This window comes from Bacillus sp. NP247 (assembly GCF_018966865.1).
Classification (GTDB): Bacteria; Bacillota; Bacilli; order Bacillales; family Bacillaceae_G; genus Bacillus_A.
Genome location: NZ_CP076653.1, coordinates 57,171 through 81,634 on the forward strand (window position 1 = coordinate 57,171; position 24,464 = coordinate 81,634).

30 protein-coding genes are annotated in these 24,464 nt (G+C 34.2%); 6 read left to right on the top strand and 24 right to left on the bottom strand.

Features of this window, described 5'->3' with window-relative positions:
* Positions 1–2 precede the first annotated feature (2 nt).
* The gene (kynU, locus tag KPL75_RS00300) at positions 3–1,289 is read right to left on the bottom strand and encodes a kynureninase (protein ID WP_219918922.1); all 1,287 of its coding nucleotides are present in this window, start codon (positions 1,287–1,289) and stop codon (positions 3–5) included.
* A gap of 159 nt (positions 1,290–1,448) precedes the next feature.
* Here kynU and KPL75_RS00305 point away from each other — a divergent pair, with 159 nt between their 5' ends.
* On the top strand, positions 1,449–2,060 hold the full coding sequence (locus tag KPL75_RS00305) for a TetR/AcrR family transcriptional regulator (protein ID WP_219918923.1): 612 nt from the start codon (positions 1,449–1,451) through the stop codon (positions 2,058–2,060).
* Between the two features lie 35 nt (positions 2,061–2,095).
* Here KPL75_RS00305 and KPL75_RS00310 read toward each other — a convergent pair whose 3' ends face one another.
* Positions 2,096–2,533: an NUDIX hydrolase gene (locus KPL75_RS00310; RefSeq protein WP_219918924.1), complete on the bottom strand. Its 438-nt coding sequence runs from the start codon at positions 2,531–2,533 to the stop codon at positions 2,096–2,098.
* 93 nt (positions 2,534–2,626) lie between these two features.
* Between KPL75_RS00310 and KPL75_RS00315 the strand changes: the two genes are divergently transcribed.
* Positions 2,627–3,406 carry an arylamine N-acetyltransferase family protein gene (locus KPL75_RS00315; protein WP_219918925.1) on the top strand — a complete coding sequence of 260 codons (780 nt, stop codon included), beginning with the start codon at positions 2,627–2,629 and terminating at the stop codon, positions 3,404–3,406.
* A 28-nt stretch (positions 3,407–3,434) separates the two neighbouring features.
* On the opposite strand, the gene KPL75_RS00320 is transcribed toward KPL75_RS00315, so the two are convergent.
* The 6 genes from KPL75_RS00320 to KPL75_RS00345 form a co-directional block, all read right to left on the bottom strand.
* A complete protein-coding gene (locus KPL75_RS00320) occupies positions 3,435–3,674 on the bottom strand; it encodes a YczI family protein (RefSeq protein WP_219918926.1) in 240 nt (79 codons plus the stop codon).
* Between the two features lie 21 nt (positions 3,675–3,695).
* Entirely contained in the window at positions 3,696–3,941 is a 246-nt protein-coding gene (locus KPL75_RS00325) for a DUF3977 family protein (RefSeq protein WP_219918927.1), read from the bottom strand.
* Positions 3,942–4,055: 114 nt separating this feature from the next.
* Positions 4,056–5,906, bottom strand: a complete 1,851-nt coding sequence (locus tag KPL75_RS00330; protein WP_219918928.1) for a sigma-54-dependent Fis family transcriptional regulator — start codon at positions 5,904–5,906, stop codon at positions 4,056–4,058.
* 313 nt (positions 5,907–6,219) lie between these two features.
* The gene (locus KPL75_RS00335; RefSeq protein ID WP_219918929.1) at positions 6,220–6,558 is read right to left on the bottom strand and encodes an NIPSNAP family protein; all 339 of its coding nucleotides are present in this window, start codon (positions 6,556–6,558) and stop codon (positions 6,220–6,222) included.
* On the bottom strand, positions 6,531–7,127 hold the full coding sequence (locus KPL75_RS00340) for a GNAT family N-acetyltransferase (protein ID WP_219918930.1): 597 nt from the start codon (positions 7,125–7,127) through the stop codon (positions 6,531–6,533). Before KPL75_RS00340 ends, KPL75_RS00335 begins: the two co-directional genes overlap by 28 nt.
* 12 nt (positions 7,128–7,139) lie before the next feature.
* Positions 7,140–7,910: a DeoR/GlpR family DNA-binding transcription regulator gene (locus KPL75_RS00345; RefSeq protein WP_219918931.1), complete on the bottom strand. Its 771-nt coding sequence runs from the start codon at positions 7,908–7,910 to the stop codon at positions 7,140–7,142.
* Positions 7,911–8,161: 251 nt separating this feature from the next.
* Between KPL75_RS00345 and KPL75_RS00350 the strand changes: the two genes are divergently transcribed.
* Positions 8,162–8,653: a hypothetical protein gene (locus KPL75_RS00350; protein WP_219918932.1), complete on the top strand. Its 492-nt coding sequence runs from the start codon at positions 8,162–8,164 to the stop codon at positions 8,651–8,653.
* Between the two features lie 50 nt (positions 8,654–8,703).
* Here the strand turns inward: KPL75_RS00350 and KPL75_RS00355 are convergent, their stop codons facing one another.
* Complete coding sequence (locus KPL75_RS00355; RefSeq protein ID WP_219918933.1) at positions 8,704–9,360, bottom strand: DUF4085 family protein; 657 nt, start codon at positions 9,358–9,360, stop codon at positions 8,704–8,706.
* 221 nt (positions 9,361–9,581) lie between these two features.
* Here KPL75_RS00355 and KPL75_RS00360 point away from each other — a divergent pair, with 221 nt between their 5' ends.
* Positions 9,582–10,175, top strand: coding sequence for a hypothetical protein (locus KPL75_RS00360; RefSeq protein ID WP_002147420.1), 594 nt, complete (start codon positions 9,582–9,584; stop codon positions 10,173–10,175).
* Positions 10,176–10,294: 119 nt separating this feature from the next.
* On the opposite strand, the gene lpdA is transcribed toward KPL75_RS00360, so the two are convergent.
* From lpdA to KPL75_RS00395, 7 genes are all read right to left on the bottom strand, one after another.
* Positions 10,295–11,674 carry a dihydrolipoyl dehydrogenase gene (gene lpdA, locus KPL75_RS00365; RefSeq protein WP_219918934.1) on the bottom strand — a complete coding sequence of 460 codons (1,380 nt, stop codon included), beginning with the start codon at positions 11,672–11,674 and terminating at the stop codon, positions 10,295–10,297.
* Positions 11,675–11,689: 15 nt separating this feature from the next.
* Positions 11,690–12,889 carry a dihydrolipoamide acetyltransferase family protein gene (locus tag KPL75_RS00370; RefSeq protein WP_219918935.1) on the bottom strand — a complete coding sequence of 400 codons (1,200 nt, stop codon included), beginning with the start codon at positions 12,887–12,889 and terminating at the stop codon, positions 11,690–11,692.
* 27 nt (positions 12,890–12,916) lie between these two features.
* A complete protein-coding gene (gene acoB / locus KPL75_RS00375) occupies positions 12,917–13,951 on the bottom strand; it encodes an acetoin:2,6-dichlorophenolindophenol oxidoreductase subunit beta (RefSeq protein WP_219918936.1) in 1,035 nt (344 codons plus the stop codon).
* A 17-nt stretch (positions 13,952–13,968) separates the two neighbouring features.
* Entirely contained in the window at positions 13,969–14,967 is a 999-nt protein-coding gene (gene acoA / locus KPL75_RS00380; protein WP_219918937.1) for an acetoin:2,6-dichlorophenolindophenol oxidoreductase subunit alpha, read from the bottom strand.
* Positions 14,968–15,136: 169 nt separating this feature from the next.
* A complete protein-coding gene (locus KPL75_RS00385; RefSeq protein WP_219918938.1) occupies positions 15,137–15,616 on the bottom strand; it encodes a DinB family protein in 480 nt (159 codons plus the stop codon).
* Positions 15,617–15,657: 41 nt separating this feature from the next.
* Positions 15,658–16,854, bottom strand: a complete 1,197-nt coding sequence (locus tag KPL75_RS00390; protein ID WP_219918939.1) for an MFS transporter — start codon at positions 16,852–16,854, stop codon at positions 15,658–15,660.
* A 110-nt stretch (positions 16,855–16,964) separates the two neighbouring features.
* Positions 16,965–17,924, bottom strand: coding sequence for a helix-turn-helix transcriptional regulator (locus tag KPL75_RS00395; RefSeq protein ID WP_219918940.1), 960 nt, complete (start codon positions 17,922–17,924; stop codon positions 16,965–16,967).
* Between the two features lie 135 nt (positions 17,925–18,059).
* Here KPL75_RS00395 and KPL75_RS00400 point away from each other — a divergent pair, with 135 nt between their 5' ends.
* Entirely contained in the window at positions 18,060–18,905 is an 846-nt protein-coding gene (locus KPL75_RS00400) for an oxidoreductase (RefSeq protein WP_219918941.1), read from the top strand.
* 94 nt (positions 18,906–18,999) lie between these two features.
* On the opposite strand, the gene KPL75_RS00405 is transcribed toward KPL75_RS00400, so the two are convergent.
* The 6 genes from KPL75_RS00405 to KPL75_RS00430 all read right to left on the bottom strand — a co-directional run bounded on the left by KPL75_RS00405 (position 19,000) and on the right by KPL75_RS00430 (position 21,832).
* Positions 19,000–19,383 carry a DUF4181 domain-containing protein gene (locus tag KPL75_RS00405; RefSeq protein WP_219918942.1) on the bottom strand — a complete coding sequence of 128 codons (384 nt, stop codon included), beginning with the start codon at positions 19,381–19,383 and terminating at the stop codon, positions 19,000–19,002.
* A gap of 23 nt (positions 19,384–19,406) precedes the next feature.
* Entirely contained in the window at positions 19,407–19,844 is a 438-nt protein-coding gene (locus tag KPL75_RS00410) for an NUDIX domain-containing protein (RefSeq protein ID WP_219918943.1), read from the bottom strand.
* 28 nt (positions 19,845–19,872) lie between these two features.
* Positions 19,873–20,184, bottom strand: a complete 312-nt coding sequence (locus tag KPL75_RS00415; protein WP_258236999.1) for a DUF4181 domain-containing protein — start codon at positions 20,182–20,184, stop codon at positions 19,873–19,875.
* An 80-nt stretch (positions 20,185–20,264) separates the two neighbouring features.
* Positions 20,265–21,089, bottom strand: coding sequence for a PP2C family serine/threonine-protein phosphatase (locus KPL75_RS00420; RefSeq protein WP_219918945.1), 825 nt, complete (start codon positions 21,087–21,089; stop codon positions 20,265–20,267).
* Complete coding sequence (locus KPL75_RS00425) at positions 21,073–21,624, bottom strand: HIT family protein (RefSeq protein WP_375141015.1); 552 nt, start codon at positions 21,622–21,624, stop codon at positions 21,073–21,075. Before KPL75_RS00425 ends, KPL75_RS00420 begins: the two co-directional genes overlap by 17 nt.
* Positions 21,625–21,664: 40 nt before the next feature.
* The gene (locus KPL75_RS00430) at positions 21,665–21,832 is read right to left on the bottom strand and encodes a glycine zipper domain-containing protein (RefSeq protein ID WP_219918947.1); all 168 of its coding nucleotides are present in this window, start codon (positions 21,830–21,832) and stop codon (positions 21,665–21,667) included.
* Between the two features lie 216 nt (positions 21,833–22,048).
* Between KPL75_RS00430 and KPL75_RS00435 the strand changes: the two genes are divergently transcribed.
* Positions 22,049–22,285 carry a hypothetical protein gene (locus KPL75_RS00435; protein WP_219918948.1) on the top strand — a complete coding sequence of 79 codons (237 nt, stop codon included), beginning with the start codon at positions 22,049–22,051 and terminating at the stop codon, positions 22,283–22,285.
* A gap of 49 nt (positions 22,286–22,334) precedes the next feature.
* On the opposite strand, the gene KPL75_RS00440 is transcribed toward KPL75_RS00435, so the two are convergent.
* Together KPL75_RS00440 and KPL75_RS00445 are read right to left on the bottom strand one after the other, a co-directional pair.
* Entirely contained in the window at positions 22,335–23,171 is an 837-nt protein-coding gene (locus tag KPL75_RS00440) for an ABC transporter permease (protein ID WP_073515292.1), read from the bottom strand.
* Positions 23,164–24,369, bottom strand: a complete 1,206-nt coding sequence (locus KPL75_RS00445) for a quaternary amine ABC transporter ATP-binding protein (RefSeq protein ID WP_000370622.1) — start codon at positions 24,367–24,369, stop codon at positions 23,164–23,166. Before KPL75_RS00445 ends, KPL75_RS00440 begins: the two co-directional genes overlap by 8 nt.
* Positions 24,370–24,464 lie beyond the last annotated feature (95 nt).

The following is a 24,464-nucleotide window of genomic DNA, read 5'->3' on the forward strand; positions in this document are numbered from 1 at the left end:
GCTTACGCCACAACCTCTCGCTTATTTTCAAAGTTTTTATATTCTTCATTTTTCATAATGTTCTTTAAAATTTGTACAGATTTCCATACTTCCTCATACGTATTGTATAAAGCAACAGGCGCAAGTCTAACTCCATTTGGAGCTCTAAAGTCTGGAATCACTCCATTTGCTTTTAAAGCTTTACATATACGTGCCGCCTCAGCATGTTCTAAATAAATATGCCCGCCTCGTTTTTCATCCTCTAGCGGATTTCCGATTGTAAATCCCATATCATTTAACTCCAATTGAATTAAATTGAGCATATATCTTGTTATATGTAATGACTTTTCACGTAATCTCTCAATACGGGCATCTTTAAAAATTTCAAGAGAACCGATTAATGGTGCAATACTTAATACGTGAGGTGTTCCTATTTGATAAGCTCCAGCATGGTCAGCCGCAGTTAATGAATGCTCCATATCAAATTGCTTATCTTTTCTAGAACTAAACCAACCAGATAATCCTGGGAGTCTATTAAAGTGTTTATTATTTACATAAAGGCCTGCAACACCACCAGGACCTGCATTTAAATATTTATAATTACACCATATAGCGAAATCTACATCCCACTCTTTAAAATGATGCGGAATGGAGCCGATTGAATGACATAAGTCAAAACCGATATGAATACCACGCTTATGAGCTTCAGCTGTTAATCGCTTCATATCAAGAATTTGTCCACTCCTATATAGTACAGAAGGCAATAATATTAAAGCGATATCATCGGTCATCGCATGAATAATATCATCTTCAAAAAGTGTTCTTCCATCTCGGCTTTTCACTCGTACTAAATGCTCATCTGGATCTAAGCCTTTTAAACGAATTTGACTCTGAAGTGCATAAATATCTGACGGAAAAGTTAATTCATCCGCAAGAATTTTTGTTCGTATTCCTTTTGGCTCATAAAAAGTCGCAATAACTTGATGTATATTCGCAGTCGTGGAACCGGTTACAATCGTTTCTTCCGGTAAAGCCCCAATAAGAGGTGCTGTCAATTCACCCAATTTCTCCGAAAGGAAAAACCACGGATGCTCACCTTCAGTCCATCCATCAATTCCAAACTCTTTCCATGAATCTAGCAAAGTAAGTAACGATTTCTCTGCTCTTTTTGAAAGCAACCCTAAAGAGTTACCATCTAAATATATTGTTCCTTCTTTTTTATAAAATTCAGATTGAAAATCTTTCAGTTCATCATGTTTATCACATTCAAGCGCATACTCATAAGTTGGTTGAAATGGTTCTTTATACATGGTGTCACCTTCTTTTAATTTTCTTTTTATTCTAACTAATTGAAATATATCACTTAAATTGATATAACGTCAATGATATTATGTCAGTTGACTTTATATACGAACTTCTTTTACAATACAATTATATTTTCAGATATTTCAGTATAAAGAGGTGATTCCTTGAAAAATTCTACTCGTTCAACAAGAAAACACCGCTCCTTAGAAACAAAAAAGAAACTATTACATTCCGGTTATACTATTTTTATAAAAAACGGATTTCAGAAAACTACAATCACGCAAATTATTAAACATGCAGAAACTGGTTATGGAACAGCATATGTATATTTTAAAAACAAAGATGCTCTCCTCATTATTTTGATGGAAGGTGTGATGAATCGCTTTTATGATATTGCAGATCGCTCCTTTTCCCCTCAAACAAAGTTAGAAGCATGTGATATGATTCAAAGTCAAGTTAGAGCATTCTTACAATTAGCGGAAGAAGAACGGGATATTTTGCAAGTTGTCGAAGAAGCAATAGGATTATCAAGAGAGATAAGTCAAAAATGGGATGAGATTCGTGAACGCTTTATAAAAAGTATTACACAGGATATTACTTACTCTCAAGAAGGTGGATTGGCGCAGCCTGAATTAAATAAAGAGATTGTAGCACGTGGTTGGTTCGCGATGAATGAAACGTTTCTTTGGAAAATCGTACAAAATGATAAAGAGCTAAATTTAGAAGAAGTTGTACATACATTGACAGTGATGTATACGACAGGTCTATATAAATAGCACACCATTTATTCATAAGGTGTGCTATTTTACATCTATAAAAATATTTTATTGGGATACGGTAATGCTAGAGGTGGCTTTTCAGATAAAGGGAAATATTTTAGTTCTACAGATTCTCCATCAACTGCTTTTAACCCACCTCCGATAATTTCACACTCAAATACAACAACAATATACTCTACTTGATCCCCATTCGAATATGTATGACGAAACTCTTTCCCTCCAAATACCCCTTTTTCTTTTTTTACTTTTATTTTTAATCCTGTTTCTTCCCACACTTCTCTAACAACCGCTTCTTCTGGTGTTTCTCCTGGTTCGATTGCCCCTGCTGGCAAACTCCAGTGTACTCCTCCAGGATATTGGAATAAGATTTCCCCCTGCTCGTTTTTAATAACAGCAGCTATACTCGGCATAAAAATAAGTTCAGATCCTAATTTTTCACGAAGTCTTTTATAATATAATGACATTGGCATTTGATTTTCTCCCTCCACAACAAATAACTGTATTTTCTAACAATTATTATATAATATTATTAATATCAACTTCTATAAAGAAAGGAAGATCAAATGTCACAAGAGAAACCAACAAATCAGTTTCTATCGTTTTTATCCGTTACAAAAAAGCCTGTAAGTTTAAATTTTTTAAATGAACTTGTTAAAGCTCATCAAGAGAAAGTAAAGTGGGAAACTCTTACTAAAATAATTGACTGGGAAAAAGGTAATGAAACAAGTAATTATTTTCCTTCCATTGAGACATACATAAACCGTATTACAACAAAAGGTCTGGGGGGTACTTGTTGGACGTGCTCGATTGGATTCCATTGGTTATTATCAAACCGTGGTTTTGACGTTCATTATTTGTATATGAATCCCGGACATTTATGCTTACGCGTTAACTTAGAGCAGCCTTACTACGTTGATGTTGGTTACTGTGCACCTTTATTCCAAGCTTATCCACTATATGAATCATTTCAAGTAAGTAATGTAAGAGAGACTTTTTCTTATGAAGTTTCAAATAATAGGATTGAAATTACTAGAGATCCAGGTCCAGCAAAAATCTTAAATACAGAGCCAATACATTTAACAAGTATGAAAGAACTCATTAAAAAGTCTAATGACTGGAATTCTTCTCCTGTATTAAAGAAAATTCAGATTTTCGGTTATATCGATGGCATTCCAACTTCTATTAATGATAATGTTTTAAAACGATATTTCCAAGGTAAGAAAAGAGAACATAGCCTTACCTCTTCTGAACTTGCTTATTGGATAACAGAAAGATTTTGTATTGATAAAGAAATGTACCAAACAGCAACTAATATTTTTAATGAGAAAACTTCAAAAAAATAAACTGTTACTCAACATGTTAAGTAACAGTTTATTTTAAATATTTTATTAACGGTACAATGATACAAAATAGCGATGTAAGTAAAAACAACAACCCCATATTCTTATTCTCTTTTTCCTCCTTCTTAACGTTTTGTATCCCGATACCAGCAAGCATAAATCCTAACAATAATTGCAAAATAAGCATACTTTGCTTCGAGTCATCATTCCAACTGTAAATAGAATAGCCCATTATAATAATAGCGAGTATGAATGTGGTAATTCTAATCATAAGAACACCCCCAGTTTGATTCTATTGGTTTAACCTACTCACCATTCCAACAATAAACTTATACTCAGCTCTACTTTTTCTTACTTTCTTAAAGCCCTCTTTCGTATCTAAAATAAAACACGTTTTCCGTAACCAAATTCGTACATATAAAGACTCAAAATAAATCGGTTTTATAATTCCTCGTTCCTCAAATTCAGTTCCATCTTTATTTTCAGTTTCCGTTCGAACGAACCACCTATTCCCGATACCAATTTCAATATACTTCACTTACAACTCTCCTTCAGGAAATCTTTTTTCTAACTATTCTATTATTTCCCCGGCAAGCGCACATTCCGACAGAACGTGAGCTCATAAAAAAAAGTAGATTACAAAAATCTACTTTTATAGCCTAAATTTTTGCATACGTTTATAAAATGTACTGCGTGGCACATCTAATAGTTTTGCAGCTAACGAAACATTTCCATTCGTCTTTTCTAGCGCTTCAATCATACTATCACGCTGTATTTTTTTACGGAAATTTAATGTATGCTCTGTTTTATTTTCTGCTTGCAATTCAAGTTGATGTTGATTTCCCATCATTGTTTGTAATAAAAAAGAGATTTGTTTTTCGCATATTTCCCTTCCTTGCGACAAAATGTATATGCGTTCTAATACATTTAATAATTCTCGAATATTTCCGGGCCATGTATGCTGTGAAAATTGATTACAAATACTCTTTGGAAATACAACATTCCAATCCTTTCGTTCACAAAAATGTTGTATGAAGTACGGAATATCCTCTTTTCTTTCTATTAACGACGGAACATATAGGGGATAAACATGTAAACGATAATATAAATCTTGACGGAATTTCCCTTCTTCTACTAATCGTAGTAAATCTTTATGTGTCGCAGTAATAACACGAATATTTACTGGTACCTCTTTTGAACTACCAATTGGGGTTACTGTTCGTTCTTGCAAAACACGCAATAATGCCACTTGCATCTCTGGCGGCACTTCACCAATTTCATCTAAAAATATTGTTCCTCCGTCTGCTTGTTCGAATTTCCCTTTATATCCTTGGCGCCGCGCACCTGTGAACGCACCTTCAGCATAACCGAATAATTCACTTTCCATTAATTCTTTCGGTAATGAACCGCAGTTAACAGCTATAAAAGGACCATTTTTTCTTGGACTATTTTCATGAATCGCTCTCGCTACATATTCTTTCCCTACACCTGTTTCACCACATACATATACACTAGCGTCAGTCGGTGAAACAAGCTTAATTTCTTCTAAAGTATGTTGAAATACGCTGCTTGTCCCAATAACTCCAGGAAAAGTAATTCCGTTTATAAATGGGAAATTAGAAAATAAATTCGCCTGTTTATTTTCCTTTAAATAAATACATTTCCCAATCATTCTATCATTACTATATACTGGTACTTCTATTTTAGATTTCAATCCATTGTGTATTAAATCTTCAAGTTTCATTCGTGACCAATTACATACTCGTTCACGAACCCTCTTGCTCGCGGAAACGATAACGTCACGATGGTTACAAATAACAACTTGTTCATCACTGTCAATTACATCTAAAAAACGATGGATTAAATGCAGTTCATTTTGATGTACTCGAATACTACATTCACGTTCAATCGCATGTGCGATCGAAGTTACCATTCCGAGCATATATGGATGTGAAAACTCAATTGGACAGGAGAAATCTAGAACCCCAATTAATTTCCCGTCATCATTATGAATCGGAGAGGCCGCACAGCTCCAACTATGAGATGCGATAGAATAATGCTCTGTACCACTTATCATAATAGCCTCTTCAATCTGTAACGCGGTTCCTATCGCATTTGTACCAACAGCTGCTTCCGTCCATTTCACACCTTCAATAAAATTAATATGTTTCGCTCGTTTCAACGTTTGTTGATTTCCACTTAACGATAGAACGTAACCATCTGGATCGATTAATAATGCCATCATTTGCAGTTCATCAATGGTTTTTCTCATATTTTGTATTTGAGGAATTGCTATATCAAGGAAGATTTCACTTTTTTTCTTTTGATCCTGAAAAATATTAGAAGACAAAATTTTCTGACCTTTATTCATATGAGGGTTCACATTTGCTTGTTTACATCGATGCCATGACTCTGAAATTCTTTCGTTTATACGGTTCGAATCAAGGACACCTTCATCAACAAACTTTTTCCATGTATGTAAGTAAAACGGTGAAGCTAACATCGTATCATCTCCCTATTCATTGTTTTGGAGATCTGTAAAAACATACTTTTATTATAAAACTGAATAAAAGCGTTTTCAACAAAACTAGAAAGACGACACAAATATGTTAATAATTAGAATATATTAATGAACTTCTTTATTCTTTTTTAGTAGAACTATATTTTGTATAATGGACGCAAAGAAAATACATAACCAAAACCACTGTTGCGGATTGCCGTCTATAAAGAAAACTATTACCGCTATGGCAAATAAAATGCTGGATGCTAAACTAAAATATAATTTTGTTTTAATTCCCATTTTCGCTCACCTCTCTTCACTTTTCAGTGCATACTAACTCTTCATTTTTTAACTCTAATATGTACTTCTTTAAAACATATTCTCTTCCGCCATATTTTTCATACCAATCATGTATTCTTTTAACATGAATCTCGTCACTTCTAATTTTTGATTCAATTTCTTTATACTGATCATAACTATCATATTCCCATATGGCGAATATTTCTGTTGTACCATCATTATTATCTTTCATCCAGCGTCCTATTAGTCTGGAACCATGCTTTAACTGATTAGGTAAGTTCGTGTTAGTAAAATGCTCATTAAATATTTCTACAAATTTATTCTCTACTATATAGTACTTTCTTCTGTAAAACATTCCACTACACCTCTTTTATGAAATGTATGAATAAATCTTCCCATTACTACCGTATTATAATACTTCCCATCCGACAGCCTTTTATCATTTTTCAAAACACCTTCTACTTCAAACCCTAATTTTTTATAAAGCTGAATGGCTTTTTTGTTTGTCCCTAACACTTGTAATGATATCTTTTTCACTTCATTTTCATCAGCCCACTGAATACATTGTTGCAATAAACTCTTACCCATCCCATATCCCCAAAACTCTCTTAAAATACAAACGCCAAACTCTACTTTATGAGATAATCTCTTCAAATTTGATCCTTCACATCTTGAAAATCCAACGATTCGATTGTGCACTTCTACAACTAAAAAGAGATTCTTCAGTTCTTCACTATCTGTTTTTATTATTTTTTGAAACCCTACCTTATCTATAAATCCCTCTCCAGCTTCTCTATCCATATTTTCAGTTTCGCCATCGATCTGAACTCTAATTTTCGCTAACTGCTCTGCATCTGTTTCAGCTGCAGAACGAATTGTATAAGTTAATCCATTTATATGAAACTCTTGTCCTTTTATAATCATTTCAAACTCCTTTTAAACGCAGTCTATTGATGCTATCAAAATTTCTTTACCTTGTTTCTCAAATTCTTGAATTGTTTCTTTACTAGCCTCTTCATCTGTTATTATAAGGTCAATTTCTCTCAGTGACTCTCCTTCTATAAAGCAGTTTATTCCGAGTTTATTATGAGGAGCTAAACAAATGTTTCTTCTAGCAATTTCACTTACTATTTTTCCAAAATAAGCAACTTCCGGCGTTGCAGTACTTATACCATTCAATGAAATGCCGCCACCTGTAGAAAAATACAGATCAATTGAGAATCGACTTATCAATTCTGAGGCAAGTGTATCTGTCATATTTCCTGATGGCTTCACTTTTCCACCAATTAAGTACGTATCTACATTCTTATACTCCCGTAACTTACTAGCAATTTCTAAAGCATTCGTAATCACTGTAAATGATGTTTCAGGTAAATACTTTAACATTGCATAATGGATAGAAGCCCCGCCAATAAAAATTGAATCACCTTCTTTTATATACGAAGCAGCCATTTTTGCAATTGCATCCTCATATTTAGAGCCATTACTATAACGTTTAGATGGCTCTGCGGCTAAGTTCCTCACTCGGGCAAACTCTATTGCACCTCCACGAGTTCTTTTTAAAAAACCATCCTTCTCCATAATAGATAGATCTCTTCTTATAGAATCAATAGACATATCAAATTTTTCTGCCAGATCTTTTGCGATTACTCTTCCGTCTTTTTTAAGTAACTCTAAAATTTTCTCTCTACGCTCTTCAGTAAACATCTTCCCACCACCGTTATTGAAGATTCAGAAATTTTATCTTTATTTTCATTATATGCATGCTTTTTCAGTTTTACAATATTTTCAATTCTTATTTTTTCCGCTTTATACAGGTTTTCTCCTTCTTTCTATCCCATTACATTCAACACCAAATAAATGTACATTTGCATATTCTATTAAAATACTTCTATTTACCTCCTTGTTGTTGTAAAATTATTCCTATGTTTTACTTTTTAATACAGAAAGGGATTACTATGAAATCTATAATTAAAGTAACTTGTACAGCATTAATATTTACAGGAATAATGGCAGGATGTAATGTTAGTACTACACCAAAACAAGAAAAGAGCGCTCTCGAAAAGAATGCAATGCATTATGGGGAAATAGTTAAAAACGAATACTATAGAGCGACAGTTGAAAATGCAAAATTTAAAAAAATAGACAAAGAGTGGCGTCTTACAGCACGTGTTACAATTAATAACGCTCGTGCTGACGGACAAACAATAGATCTTACAGAAATAAAATATTTCATAAAAGATGAAAAAACTGGTGAAAAATACGAAGGTGAATTTATACAAAATGAGAACGCTGAAAAGATTCCATCTGAGTTCTCTTTAACTACTGACATTGTATTTAATATGAAAACTTCACCAAAAGATTTAAATAATATGTATTTATATATAGATAGCAAAGCTGCGCCGTTAACAGATACATATTGGAAACTTGATAATTTAGCATCTAAATAAAAAAACAGTCATATAAGACTGTTTTTTTATTTGTAAAGTTATAAAGTTTACTAGTCACCTATCTCCAACAATACATCTTTTGCACAAATCATAACTTCTTCAAATGGACAATCAAATAAAATACCCAATTCGAAACCTTCATTAGTAAGGTCTATTTCATGACATAACCACCAAGCACCTTCAAAATTTTCCGGAATAAAACATTTCGTTACTCCTGTAAAAGTTACTTCCAATTTATCAAATTCATTGAAAGTACCACTGCAATCTATAGTTATTATTAGTGTATCTTCTGATCTTCTCTCTACTGATTTGACTACACTATCATGTAGCGAGTATTCATGTAGTTGAACGACATTCTGCGCAAGCTTTTCTTTTATACTATTATAATTATCTATATATGCTTGTTCTAAATCATCCATTCTTTTCTCATAATCTTCTGTCCACTCAAGCATAAGTTTCTTTAATTTTTCCGATGGGTATTCTGACTTAATTGTATTGTCATGAATGTATGGATGTATTGACTTAGGTAGAAACTTTAATAAATCTTCTTTCTTTTCTTCCACGTCTTCTCTTAAACTTTGCTTATAATCCATTCCTATCTTTTCGCTCTCTCGCAACATCTCTTCCGATTCCTCCAACGTTGCTGGGAAAATTAAAAATCCAGATACTTGCATTTCTTTATACCAATCTTTATTGAAATACTTCAATGGCTTTCCTCCTAAAACATTTTAACATCCAGCAAAAGCGATATATCTATTTATTATATCATTCTAATAACTACTTTTTCTAAAGAAAAAATGCAAAACTGTAAATATTACGCCTTTTATTTATAAAACCTCAGAATATTTACAATAATAAGTAATTAGAATACATTTTACTAGTACAAAGATTCACCTGTACAAAAATCTAAACAAAAAGGGATGGTTATATGTTGAAGAAATTAGTAGCAGGGACATTAGTAGCAGGTTTTGCATTAACTGGAGGATTAGGAGTAGTAAGTGCTGCAGAAAAAGATAATACAATTAAATCATTTGATTATTTAAAAGTTGATGAAAAGAATGTTAATTCATTCACAAAATTAAGCGATCAATCAAAAAAAGACATCCAAATTACTATGGTACTACCTAAGCAAAATGAAAATGGAGATTGGTTAGCTTATGGCTTTACTAGCAGAGAAACATTGAATGCTTTTATTGAAAAGGATAAAAAGGCACTTAAAAATCAAATTAACCCTTTAGGTAGTGGTGCTGGTAGTACCGATTTTTATGAGCATCAAAATAAAGGTGGCCAATATATTTACTGGAGCAGCGGCTTTAAAAACTTACCTTCTAGCTGGAACGACAGAATTTCTTCTGTAAGTACAGCCTCACCTTCTGCAAGTTATTCAACAACGCTATGGGAACATACTTCAACACAAGGATATGGAAAAGGTGTCTCCTTTAGACACTCTGATTGGTATGGTCAAACTGCTAATTTAGCTGCGGATTGGAACGATATAACTTCAGCTATTGAAATTAAATAGTAACAGGACATTTCAATTGAATAGGTGGAACTATGTTTTTATATTGTTTCACACAAATTGCTACTTAAATATTATTAGATAGTAGAAAGGCCAGTCATTTTAGACTGGTCTTTCTACCTTCAAGTATGCACAGCATGTCCTACCGCCTGCAATAATGCTTCATGGATTGCTTCAGATAAAGTTGGATGTGCTGCAATATAATCTCTCATTATATCAGCGGTTACTTCTGTATGAATCATCACCGTTCCTTGTCCGATTAGTTCGGTTGCACGAGGACCGATAATAGAAATCCCTACAATCTCTTGATATTTAGGTTCCACAATAACTTTTACTTTCCCCGTTTGTTCTCCAATAATAAGCGCTTTTCCGTTCGCTGTAAAAGGAAATTCTCCAATTAGTATATCCCCATATTGCTCTCTTGCTCCTTTTTCTGTTAAACCGACACTAGCAATTTCTGGAGCTGTATAAATACAGCGAGGTACAGCATGATAGTTTACTTTCACATCTTCTCCGCTCGCGTGTAATGCTGCTGTCGTTCCTTCATGGAAGGCAACGTGAGCAAGCTGTATTCCACCAATCACATCACCCGCTGCGTAAATATGTGATCTGTTTGTTTGCATATGTTCATTCACAGAAATTCCTTTATTTGAAAATTGAATGCCTGCTTTTTCTAAATCTAATTCTTGTACACGTGGTTTTCGACCGACAGAAACGAGAACAAATTCCGGATTGTCTTCTTGGATACTTCCTTCATATTCAAATGAAGCCTGCTTCTTATAATTATTTAATCCTTTTAAAGCAGCTCCTGTAAATATTTTCACGCCATCATTTTCTAGTTTCTCCCTTAAAATTTGTGCGATATCTTCATCTTCACCAGGTAATAATTGCGATGCCGTTTCAACAATCGTAACTTTTGCTCCAAGACGACTATAAATGCTTGCAAACTCGCAACCTATTACACCACCGCCAACGATTAATAATGATTTCGGTATATTTTCTAGGGACATTGCATGACTACTGTTTAAAATCCACTTCCCATCAAATGGAGCAAAAGGTAATTCAGTTGGTTCTGATCCTGCCGCTATAATGAACTGTTCTCCATCTACTACATCTTCTTTATCACCGTGTGTAACTCGCACACGGTGATCCGTTTCAAATTTCGCTTTACCTTGTACAACTTTTATTTTATTTTTCTTCATCAAATATTGTATACCTTGTACGAGCTGCGTAACAATTTGTGATTTTCTCGTCTGTATTTGTTTCCAATCAATTGATATATTCTGCTTATCTACTAATACTCCAAAACGATTCGCATGATTAACAATATCGTATACTTCAGCACTTTCTAACAATGATTTCGTAGGCATACAACCGACATTTAAACAAGTACCGCCAAGATCAGCTTCATCAATAAGAGTGACATCTTTTCCATTTTGAGCCGCGGTAATTGCCGCTACATAACCAGCTGGGCCGCCTCCAATTACAACTAATTTACTCATTCTCTCACCTTCTCTTTATAAAAGAATTGTTACAGGTTCTTCTAAATATTGTTTAATTGTGCGTAAAAATGCAGCTGCTGGTGCACCGTCTAGTACACGATGATCGAATGTTAAACTTAAAGGTAACATACTTCCTTTTCTTAATTTTTTCCCTTTATATACAGGAACATGTTCAATTGCACCTACACCTAAAATACCAGTTTCAGGTGTATTTAATACTGGCGTAAAATATTCAATACCGAAGCTACCTAAATTACTAATTGTAAATGTTGTCCCTTGCATATCATCACTACTTAAACTGCCTGCTCGTGCCTTTTGTGCCACATTTTTAATCTCTTTAGATAACTCTACTAAAGATAGATTATTAGCAAAGCGAATAGCTGGAACGACTAATCCTTTTTCTAACGCGACCGCCATACCTAAATGAACATGTTCAAATTGATGAATGGCATCATTTATATACGCGCTGTTCATTTCTTTATGCTCCCCAAGCGCTAATACTACAGCACGAGAAACGATATCCGTAATGGTTAGTTTGTTATCGTATCGCTTTTGTACAACTTCCGCTATTTCTTTATGTAAAGCCACTAAATCTGTAACATCTACTTTCATCGTTAATGTTAATTGCGCACTATTTTGCAAGCTTGCATGCATTCGGTTTGCAATTGCCTTCCGTATACCAGTAACCGGAATTACTTTACTTTCTTCTTGTTCAAGTACTTCTGGAATCATCACTCTTTCTTCAAGTGCTTTTAACACATCTACCTTTATAATTCTTCCACCAGGACCTGTACCAACTAATGACATGATATCCAGATTTTCAGACTTTGCAATTTTCTTCGCAACAGGTGAAATTTTGATTCTTTGATTTGCTATTTCTTTCGCATATGGTTCTGGATGTTGTACATTTTTAGGTTCTGGATTAGGTATTTTTTCTTCTACAACATTTGTACTTTCATAGACTTCTATTTTTTCGTTCGGCTTACCGATGTAGCAAATTACAGTACCAGGTGGAACTCCTTCATCTTCACTTACAGCTATATCAAGAACAGTTCCATCAGCTGGTGCTTCTATTTCAGTTTCGATTTTTTCCGAGTTAATACTAGCAATTAGTTCACCTTTTGCTACATTATCACCTGCTTTAATATTCCAGCTCGTAATAATACCTTCTTTCATCGCCATACCTAACTTCGGCATTACAACTTCTACAGCCATAGTTCTCTCTCCCTTCTCATCGTTTCATTACACATGTAATAAAGATTGGTCTCTCATCATTTCTGATACAATTTCAATTACTTTCTCCGGCGTTGGCAAATATAACTTTTCAAGTGGTGGCGAGAACGGTACTGGTGTATGTGGCGCTGTAATTCGCTTAATAGGTGCATCTAACAAATCGAATCCTTTATCCGCTACAATTGCCGCAATATCTGTTGCGATACTACATCTTGGGTTTGCTTCATCAATAACAATCAGGCGATTTGTTTTTTCAACAGATGCTAAAATTGTATCTTCATCAAGCGGTGACAAAGAACGTGGGTCGATTACTTCTACCTCAAGTCCTTTTTTCGATAATTGCTTTGCAGCTGCAAGTGCTGTATGAACTTGTTTTCCAATTGCAACAATTGTTACATCAGAACCTTCACGTTTAATATCTGCTTTTCCTAAAGGTATTGTATAGTACCCTTCTGGTACTTCGCCTTTCATATTGTAAAGTGTTTTATCTTCAAAGAAGATTACTGGGTCGTCATCTTCAATTGCCGCTAATAATAAGCCTTTTGCGTCATAAGGAGTGGAAGGAACGACAACTTTTATACCTGGAATGCTCGTAAATAACGCATATAAACTTTGTGAATGCTGTGCCGCTGCGCTAAATCCAGCACCGTGCATCGTACGTACTGTAACTGGCACTTTCGCTTTACCACCGAACATATAGCGGAACTTTGCACCTTGGTTTAATACTTGATCAAGACAACTACCGATAAAATCATTAAACATTAATTCAGCTATCGGACGTAAACCTGTTGCAGCAGCTGCCATCGCCGCTCCCATATAACCCGCTTCTGAAATTGGAGTATCTAAAATACGATTTCGACCAAATTCTTGTACAAGTCCTTTCGTAACACCGAGTACACCACCCCATGCTTCATCATCTTGCAAGTGATCCACTTGTGCACCGCCTGCAACATCTTCTCCGATTAAAATTACATTTTCATCACGACGCATTGATATTTTCATCGCTTCATTGATTGCAGTTGACATACTTACTGTTCTAGTCATTATTTTTCACCCTCCTCTTATTTGTAAGAAACGTATACATCTTTTAATAATTCTTCATCCTCTGGATATGGACTATTTTCACTAAATTCAATTGATTTTTGTACTGCATCATCTACTGCCTTTTCCATATCCACAAGTTCAGATTCAGTTAATAAAGCTTCATGAATTAAATGCTTACGGAAATTCACAATCGCATCTTTTTCATTTAAATGTTCTTCTTTTTCTTCTGAAGTCTTATACGTTTGCGCTTCACCTTCGAAATGACCGTAATTACGATATGTCATACATTCAATTATTGTTGGACCACCACCATTACGCGCACGTTCTACTGCTTCTTCCGCCGCTTTATACACTGCAAGTAAATCTTTTCCATCTACTTGAACACCTGGAATATTATAAGCTTTCGCCCGATCTGCAATGGAATCACAACTTGACGCATATTCAAATGTTGTTGCTTCACCATAACCGTTATTTTCTGCGATAAAAATAACTGGTAACTTCCAAATCGCTGCTAAATTAACCCCTTCATGGAATGTTCCTTCATTATTTGCTCCGTCACCGAAGAAGCAAACACTCACATCTTTCGTTCCTTTATATTTAGCTGTTAATGCTGAACCGCAAGCAAGTGGAAAACCTCCGCCTACAATCCCATTTGCACCAAGCATTCCTTTATCTAAATCGGCAATATGCATGGAACCGCCTTTACCTTTACATAACCCTGTCGCTTTCCCGAAAAGCTCAGCCATCATACCATTTAAATCACAACCTTTTGCGATACAATGTCCATGACCCCTATGTGTACTTGTAATACTGTCACTATCCGTTAAGTGGGCACATACACCAACCGCTACCGCTTCTTCACCTGCGTATAAATGAACGAAACCTGGCAAAACGCCTTGCGCGAACAATTCATGCACCTTATCTTCAAACTTACGAATCTCTAACATTTTTTCGTACATCCAACGAGCTTGTTCTTTCGTAATTTCATTCCCTTTACTTTCAGTTGTTTTTAACATGTCCAGCCCTCCTATTTTCTTGTTCATCTTTTACATTGCAAGTACTGTGCCAAATTCTAATCCCTAATTTAATAGGTTTTCTCTTTTCTTTCATAATAAAAAAGTGGACAAAATGAGACATCTGTCTCGTTTTGTCCACTTTTGTTCACCTAATTTGAGAATCATGACATTATTCACTATCAAAACTCTTCTGCAATTTCCGAATGTAAATAATTTGACCAATATGGTACGCATTATGAGTCGTTACATTAGCTAATACTTCCCACCACTTCGCAGATACAGGAAATCCAATTACATCACTTTCAACCTTGTCTTCATTTATTAGACTTTGCCACTGTAACAGTTTCTCTAATAGTTTTTCTCTTAACTCTTCAAATGTTTGATTATCTGATAGCATAAAACTTTTGTTATTATCACCAATAGCCGGCACGGCATTAACATTTGATTCTTTATACCTTGTTTGCCACGTCGTATTCCAATACAGTAAATGTTGTACAATTTCAGCTATACTATTACACTCTTCATTCGGTTTCCAGAAAGCTTCTCTCTCAGATAAATCTTTTACTGCATCTGAAAATGGAATATACCAACTGGGATCATTCGCATTTGCTAATAACTGATCTGCTAATACGTCTTTAACATGGAACACGTTGCTTCCCCCCGTTAAAAAGATTCATTTCATGACAATACTCACTTCTCTATATACGCTGAGTTTGCAACATTCCCTCTTTTTAGTGTCAATCCCATACAAATACACATAAAGAAACCGAAAGCACCTAATCCATACGCTGCTGTATAACCAATTTCTCCAATAATCCATCCCGCAAGTCCTGGTCCGATCATTTGACCAACTGCATAGAAAACGGATATAAAACTAATTGCCATTGAGACATATTTGAGAGATACTTGCTTTGATGCCGCAACTTGAATTAATAAAAGGATACCTCCTAGGCTAGAACCCCAAATAATTGCTGATATAATAAATCCAGTTATATTTCCAAATATAATTGGAATCATATCACCTATTACAGCTAATAAAAGTGCAATACTTAATGCCTTCTTTATACCAATCCGATCCGAAATCAATCCCCAGACAGGAGCTCCTGCGATTGAAAACATACCAGCAATCGCATAAACAGTTCCCGAAATTGATGCCGAAATACCACTATCAATCATAAAACTAGTTTGATATATATTCGGGATTAAATAAACTAAACCAACAATAAAATACATACACGCAATAACATATAATTCTTTTGTTTTCCATAAAAATGATTTATTATTCCTTTTCCCCTCCTCTTCAGTAACTCCTGGATTTTTCAAAACAATTGAAGTGACGAATACAACGATACATGTAATAATACCAAACAAAAACCATGCACCACGCCAACTATACTCTGGAAATATACATACTACATAAGGAACAATTATTCCACTAAATAACATGCCTATGCCAGCACCGCTTAATAATAGTCCCATTACAGTTCCTCTTTTGTCTGGAAACCATCCCACAGTTATTGACATGAGTGGTGTATATACAAGAGCACTACCTGCTCCAGCACATAACATACAAATAGAAGCTAACAAAAATGAAGAAACAAATGCCAATCCTATTAAACTTATAACGACGAGCAAACTCCCTATTAATAAAACTGATTTTGCTCCAAAACGAATGGTCAGTATTCCAGATGTTCCTACTGTTAATAAATAGCCTAAAAAGAGTATGGCTCCTAGCATACCTGATTGAGCTGTAGACAAACTGAGTCCTTCCTTCATAAATGGCAATATAATTCCATATGCCATACGAGCAAATCCAGTCGTTGTTATAATAAGAAACATCCCTGTTAATACAAATAGCCAAAAATGACTTTCATTCCGCTCTTTCATTTAAATTCCTCCATAAAAAGTTATTTCCAATTGGATGTTGATTGTAATTATAATGATTATGACAAAATACAACTACCAAATGGCGGAGGAGTTTACCGTATAACGGATTTTTAATACATACGCAAAATCTCAGAAGGTTTCATTCCATATTTCTTTTTAAATGACTCTGAAAAATGACTAATATTATTGTATCCAACAGCAACTGCCGTTTCGGTCACATTACTAGTTCCTGAGCGCAATAAAAGCATCGCTCTTTCCATTCGCTGTTCTCTTAAATATGCAAATGTGGACGTGCCAAATAATTCTTTAAAACCAATTTTTAATTTATAATCATTTAATCCTACTATTTTAGCCAATTCTAATAACGATGGGGGTGACTCCATTCTTTGAAGTAAAATTTCTTCAGCTTGTTTTATTTTATTCAAATCCTTTTTGGATAATTGACTCCTTTTATTTGCGTCACGATCATTAAGTAATACTTTCCCAAAGTATATAGAAAGCAATTCGAGCGCTTTGCTTTCTATTTCGAGTTGATTAATACGATCCTTTTGAGGATTCTTTAACATTCCCTTAATAATATTAGATGTTAGGGCATCAATGGGGGTTTGAAACTTTTTAAAAGATTGATTTCCTAATATAGAATGAAAATCAAAACTTTTTTCAATAGCATTATTCATCATGAAATGATTAAACAATTGTACAGGAATCCCAATCGCTAATGAATATAGAGGGTTCTCTTTTTCATATTCAAATAAAACATCAAAATCATTCATAAAATATAAATAGCTATGTCCAGACACTAATTCATACGAAGAATGACCGATTTGCACTTCTCCGGATCCTTGCAAACAAAAATTAAGCTCCACCATTGCTGCATCAGATGCAAACTGGATGCGATGATTATTATGAAATTGATAATTTGATAACACAATTTCCATTCCTGAAAATGAAGTCCATCTTCGTATTTCACCCTTACCTATTGTTTTGGGCATATTCATATGTCTTTCCTCTACAACTTGTAAACCATGAAAGTATTTATGAAAAATATCATGAAAACCGTTAGTCTCCATGAAATCCACACTCCTTTTATGTGAAAACTAAATTTAATTGATAACTATTTTCAATTATAACAAATGTCTCTATACAATAAATAGATTTTATCCCCATAACTCGTTATGATAAAAGAAAAAGAAAGCGAGCGACCAATGAATAAAAAAATCGCGGTTATTACAGGGGCATCAAGTGGATTTGGCCTATTAACGACACTTGAACTTGCGAAAAAAGACTATTTAGTCATTGCTACAATGCGAAATCTTGAAAAACAAGTAGACTTAATATCTCAAGCTACTAAAATTAACTTACAACAAAATATACAAGTTCAACAATTAGATATAACAGACCAGAATTCTATACATAGCTTCCAATTATTTTTAAAAGAATTAAACAGAGTAGACCTTCTCATAAATAATGCTGGATATGCAAACGGTGGTTTTGTAGAAGAAATTCCAGTAGAGGAATATCGTAAACAATTTGAAACGAATCTTTTCGGAGCTATATCAATCACTCAACTTGTCTTACCATATATGAGAGAGCAGAAAAGTGGAAAAATCATTAATATAAGCAGCATTAGTGGCCAAGTTGGATTCCCTGGTCTATCACCTTACGTTTCTTCAAAATATGCATTAGAGGGCTGGAGTGAATCGCTTCGCTTAGAAGTAAAACCTTTTGGAATAGATGTTTCCTTAATTGAACCAGGTTCTTATAACACGAACATATGGGAAGTTGGTAAACAACTAGCTGAAAACAAATCTGATACTACCTCTCCTTACAAAGAATATATGGATAAAATTCAAAAACATATTAATAGCGGAAGCGATACATTAGGAAACCCGATAGATGTTGCTAATAAAATCGTTGAAATTGCAGAATCCAAGCGAACTACATTACGATACCCAATTGGGAAAGGTGTAAAATTTATGATTTTTGCGAAGAAGATTCTTCCTTGGAGATTGTGGGAGTTTCTTGTTTTGAGGAGTTTTAAGAAGATGTAACTTTAACGTAAATAATAACCATTTATCATCGAACAGATAAATGGTTATTATTTACTTCATCATTTCATTATTTGTACCATCAATAATCATTTTATTATGTCGCAGGTGGAACGAAGTAAAATAGCATCGAAGTCATAAAAATAAATGTAAATACTCCAATTATCGAAAATATATACTCTTTCGATTCTCTATCATACTTCCATTCCATCAATGCTCTTAAGATTAACGTACCCCCTAAATAAGTGAAAATGACATAAGCAATATTAACACTTTCGAATTTAAAGATAAAAATAAAACTAGTTATTAAATAAATAAAAAGTAGTTCTATTTCCAATTTTTTATGTAAACTATTTACATGCTTCTTATATCCCCAAAAACCACTCTTTGGCATATTCAATTTTTTTCTTAAAAACTTATCAAACAAATAGACAGCTATACAAAAAATAATAGTTATAATCCAAAAAGTAGAAGTTCCCATTATCATCCCTCCTATTACTTCATTTAATTATTTGAAATAAAGTGGACTACATTACGGTTATCCTCTTCTAAATAACTTACGATTCCTTCAGGAAATGTGGGCTTCTCCTTTAATGCCTCTAGACTTTTCCATATTAAAATAATATCCTCATGTTCTTTATGTCTTATTTCATTTGTAATTCTCTCTTGAACAGTCCCTCTACGTATCAATGTGCAATGATGTCCTTTTCCGTTGTTCCACTCAAAAATATGCTCATTTACAACAGCTAACTCTTGAACATCGATCTTCAAATCGTATTCTTCCATTAATTCTCGCATTATTGCTTCTTTTGCTATTTCACCAATTTCTATAGAACCGCCTGGAAAACGATAAAATGTTTCACTTAAATCACATTGTACAAGTACTTTAGAATGATCTTCATTTAAAATCATTACTTCAGCACGTAATTTAGGTATTTTCATTTTGTCTCCCCATTCATTCCACATAGGATTAAATCCAATAACTATAAAAGAAAAGATTAATCATAATTCCTGTTATTATTAATAATAGAACTGTTCCTAAAGAAATGACATATTCCCTCGATTCTTTATCATATTTCCACTCCATATATGATTGAAAGCAGTATAAAGTTATTAAAAATAATAGGGGTAAATTACTAATATAAACGGGATTTAAAGTGGCACATATCATCGTTACAATTATATAAGAAATGATAAGAACCCTAGTACCCCATTTATGAGCGTTGTTTACATATTTACTATTCCAGTCAGTTTGTTTCGGTATATTTAATTTTTTTCTCACTACTTTTTCCAAAAAAACTAAGAATACGATCCATAATACTAATAAAACCCCTTTAACTAAAAGCAGCGATGTCTCCTCCTTTACCTTTTCACCGGCTGATCACTTGGGTACGTAGCATGTATTTTGTTTTCAACGTCCCAACTAATAATTGTAGCACTATCTCGTCCGAATTGAAGATGAACGTGCTCTAATACATGGTGAACACTTTCGTCAAGTTCTATATTTTTTCTATTCATGTCATTATATAGATTCAATGGTGTTTCATAATGACGTTTTCCGCATTCTAATACTCCATCTGTAACCATTACAATTCGATTTTTTCCAGTACGTAATTCACGAATTCCTGTTGAATAGCACGGAACCGGTAAATTAAATGTATTTACATTTCCAATCCATTCGTAAAAATGACGTTGATTTAATGCATATTGTCCTAACCTATGTAACTCTTCATGAAATACATAAACTAAACAGTCTCCAATAGATAGCCACCATATATAGTTTTCTTTTCTTACACATAGTAAGCAAGCTGTTTCACCTTTAATTCTTTGACACTCTTCCTTAAATGAAGAAGATTGAAAAATTGTAAGTATATGATTTTCAATAGATCGAAATACTGAATCAATTGGTTCATTCAAAATTACTTTTATATTTTCATATTCTTTTTCGATTGTATTTACTACTAAATCAACACTTTCTACACTATTATGTCCGTCTAATATAACCGAAAATTCCCAATCACCATTCGACCAAACTAAGGCACCGTCTTCATTCTTTTTTGCTCCGGCGCTTATATTCCCGCCATATTTACCGAGCACGATGTCACCATATTGTTTTACTGAAACTTCGTCTAAACACATTTTCGTACTTCCAACCCATGAATATTGTCTATTATTTGTTGTATGCATCCTCATTCACCATATACTCTCGTATTCTTTCGCATAGTTTTTTGATTTTCTCTGCGTCGCCATATGGCGCACCAGTCCATTTCGCTACTTCGGTTGGTGACCAAAACTCTTTGGGTGTATTTGGATAACGCGGTATGATGTGCATATGCATATGTGGTACACCATTCCCTGAAACAAAAGTGTAAATATGCTCTGCACCTTCACTTTCTTTTAGCGCTTTACTTACTCTACTTGTTATAAGTCCGAACATTTTCGCTTCTGCATCTGTTAGTTCAGCAAGGCCAGGTACATGTCTTTTTATATCTATCATTACATAACCCAGGTATGTTTCTTCACTATCCCAGTGGACATGCCCAACGTAAACGAGTTCATCTTCGTAAATAGCTCCACCTGGAACTGTAATGTTTCCTTTATGTTTTTCGCAAATAAAGCAGTTTCGTTCTACTTGATTGTTTGTTGACATATTTATCACCATCCTTTTTATATATAATATCATAAAAAAAGGAAAAACAGGATTTATATTCCGAAAATTCATTCTTTTAACGAGGCGATTTTTTAAATAAATTTACAACTCACTATTTCTTCAAAAACGCAATCCCAATTACAATTCCTATCACAATTCCGATTACTAAATTATTAGTAAAGAAGCCTTGAAACACACCAATTACAATCCCTATACCGATACCTATTGCCAAGGCATCATTTTTTTTATTATTTTTAGCCAAAATTGCATCTCCTCCCATCTTTTCTCCCTAAATAACATACATTTACTTGAATGTATTAATATATTCACTATCTCACTTGAATATTTCCAAAAAATGTACTTTAACTTCACATATAATCTTTTCTATTTTCTGTACATACTCCTTTTATAATGAAAAAATTCAAGTAACCATTGAATATATATAGGCATTTACTATAAGAAAGCTTCTTAATTTATTAAAGGAGGAACGATTCAAATGTATCCTCATTGGAATCCAAATATAAATCAACAATATGCTTACTCCCCCCATCCAGTAAGAAATACAATGCATCATGATTCTCAATATATGATGCAGCGCATCGCAAGCCTTGAAAGCCAATTAGCTAAGTTAATCTCCTTAATCGAAGAAAACAATCATTTAATAAAATCAATGGAACAACAGCAAAACCAAGTTTGTGCACCAGCTGGCGGTTCTGTTATTGTTCGTATGTAATCTTTTCAAACAAAAAAACACACTTTGTATAATAAAGTGTGTTTTTTTGTTATCTTCTTTTTTGATGAAATCCTTGTGTAATGCGATCCAATATAATTGCAATGACAACAATGGCTAGTCCCGCTTCAAATCCCATTCCAATATTTACTTGTGTAACAGAACGGTACACATCTACTCCAAGTCCTGGCGCTCCTACAAGTGAAGCCGTTACAACCATCGACAACGACAGCATAATGCTTTGGTTCACACCAGCCATGATCGTTCCAGTTGCGAGTGGTAATTGTACTTTAAATAATTTTTGTGATGCGGTAGAACCAAACGCATTCGCTGCTTCAATTAAATCTTCCGGAACTTGTCTAATTCCTAAATCAGTAAAACGAATTGTCGGTGGCATTGCAAAAATAACGGAAGCAATAATACCAGGAACAACGCCTACACCAAAAAACGTAATGGCTGGTATTAAATAAACGAATGCTGGCATTGTTTGCATAAAATCTAATGTCGGTTTTAAAAATTTTGAGAAACGTTCATTTTGAGATGCTAAAATGCCAATTGGAATTCCGACAATAATTGAAATAATAACAGACGTAAGTACGAGTGCTAATGTTTGCATCGTTTGTGCCCAGTAGTTAATATTTAAAATAAATAATAATCCGATGAGCGTAAAAATTACTAAAGATACTTTCCTCGTTGTGTACCAAATGAGGAAACATAGGATAATAATCATCAATATAGCTGGTATTATTGTTAAAAAATTAGTGAGTAAATCGACGAATCCGCCGATAATATAAGAGAACCCTCGGAATAAGCCTTCAAAGTGCTCATATAAACTTGCAACAAATGAATCGACCCATTCGCCTAATGGGATACGTGGTATACTACTCATCGTCTTTCACCTCTTCCTCAATGTTTCCTGCAAGAGCTTGAATGACACTTTCACGTTTAATAATTCCTCTTAACCTTTTCTTCTCATCAATTACGGGTAACGGATATTTCATCTCCGCCATTTTTGCATACGTTTCCTCAAGTAAAGTATCTAAATAAACGTGCGGAATATCATTAAGTAATAAGTCAGCAATCGGCCACTGTTTTTGTACTGCTTTACTTGCATCATCTGCGGTTAATATACCTAAAAACTCATACTTTTTGTTTACAACATATACTGTAGAAACGCCCGCATTCCTCATAATTTGAAGTGCTACACGAGGTCCACGGTCAATTAATAAAGTCTCCGGTCGTTTTAATATAGATTCCGCCGTAATTACTTTTCCTAAATTCACGTCCGCCACGAACTTCTCTACAAACTCATTGGCAGGGCTCATCATAATTTCTTCCGGCGTTCCAATTTGAACGATTTCTCCATCTTTCATTAATGCGATACGATCTCCAATTCGAAGAGCTTCATCTAAATCGTGTGTAATAAATATAATTGTTTTTTCCATTTTATCTTGTAACTCTAACAATTCATCTTGCATTTCTTTTCGAATTAGTGGATCTAATGCACTAAATGACTCGTCCATTAGTAATACATCTGGATTATTCGTTAGTGCCCTTGCGATTCCAACACGCTGCTGCATACCACCACTAAGTTGACTTGGGTAATTATCTTTATGATGATCTAGCCCTACTAACTGTAGCGATTCTAACGCCTTATTTTCTCGTTCCTCTACTGGAACTCCTTGAATTTCTAACCCGTACGCAACGTTTTGTATCACTGTACGGTGCGGAAATAAAGCGAATTTTTGAAACACCATGCTCATCTTCGTTCTTCTCACTCTTCGTAACTCTTCTTTTCCCATCGTTGCGATGTCTTCACCATCTATGTATATATGCCCCGCTGTCGGTTTGATTAATTGATTTAGCATTCGAACTAGCGTTGATTTCCCGCTACCGGATAAACCCATAATCACGAAAATTTCTCCGGTGTATACTTCAAACGTTGCCTTTTTCACACCAACGTTCATTCCTGTCTCTTTTAAAATTTCGGATTTGCTTTTTCCTTCTTTTAATAAGGTAAGCGCTCTTTGCGGATGTTTCCCAAATACTTTTGTTACATTTTCAACACGTACCTTTGTATTATCCATGTCACTACTCCTTTTCTACCCATCTATTTACATAGTGTTGCGATTTTACAAAGAAATATTACATAAAAATGACATTCATAAGCTTTCTTTAAAAT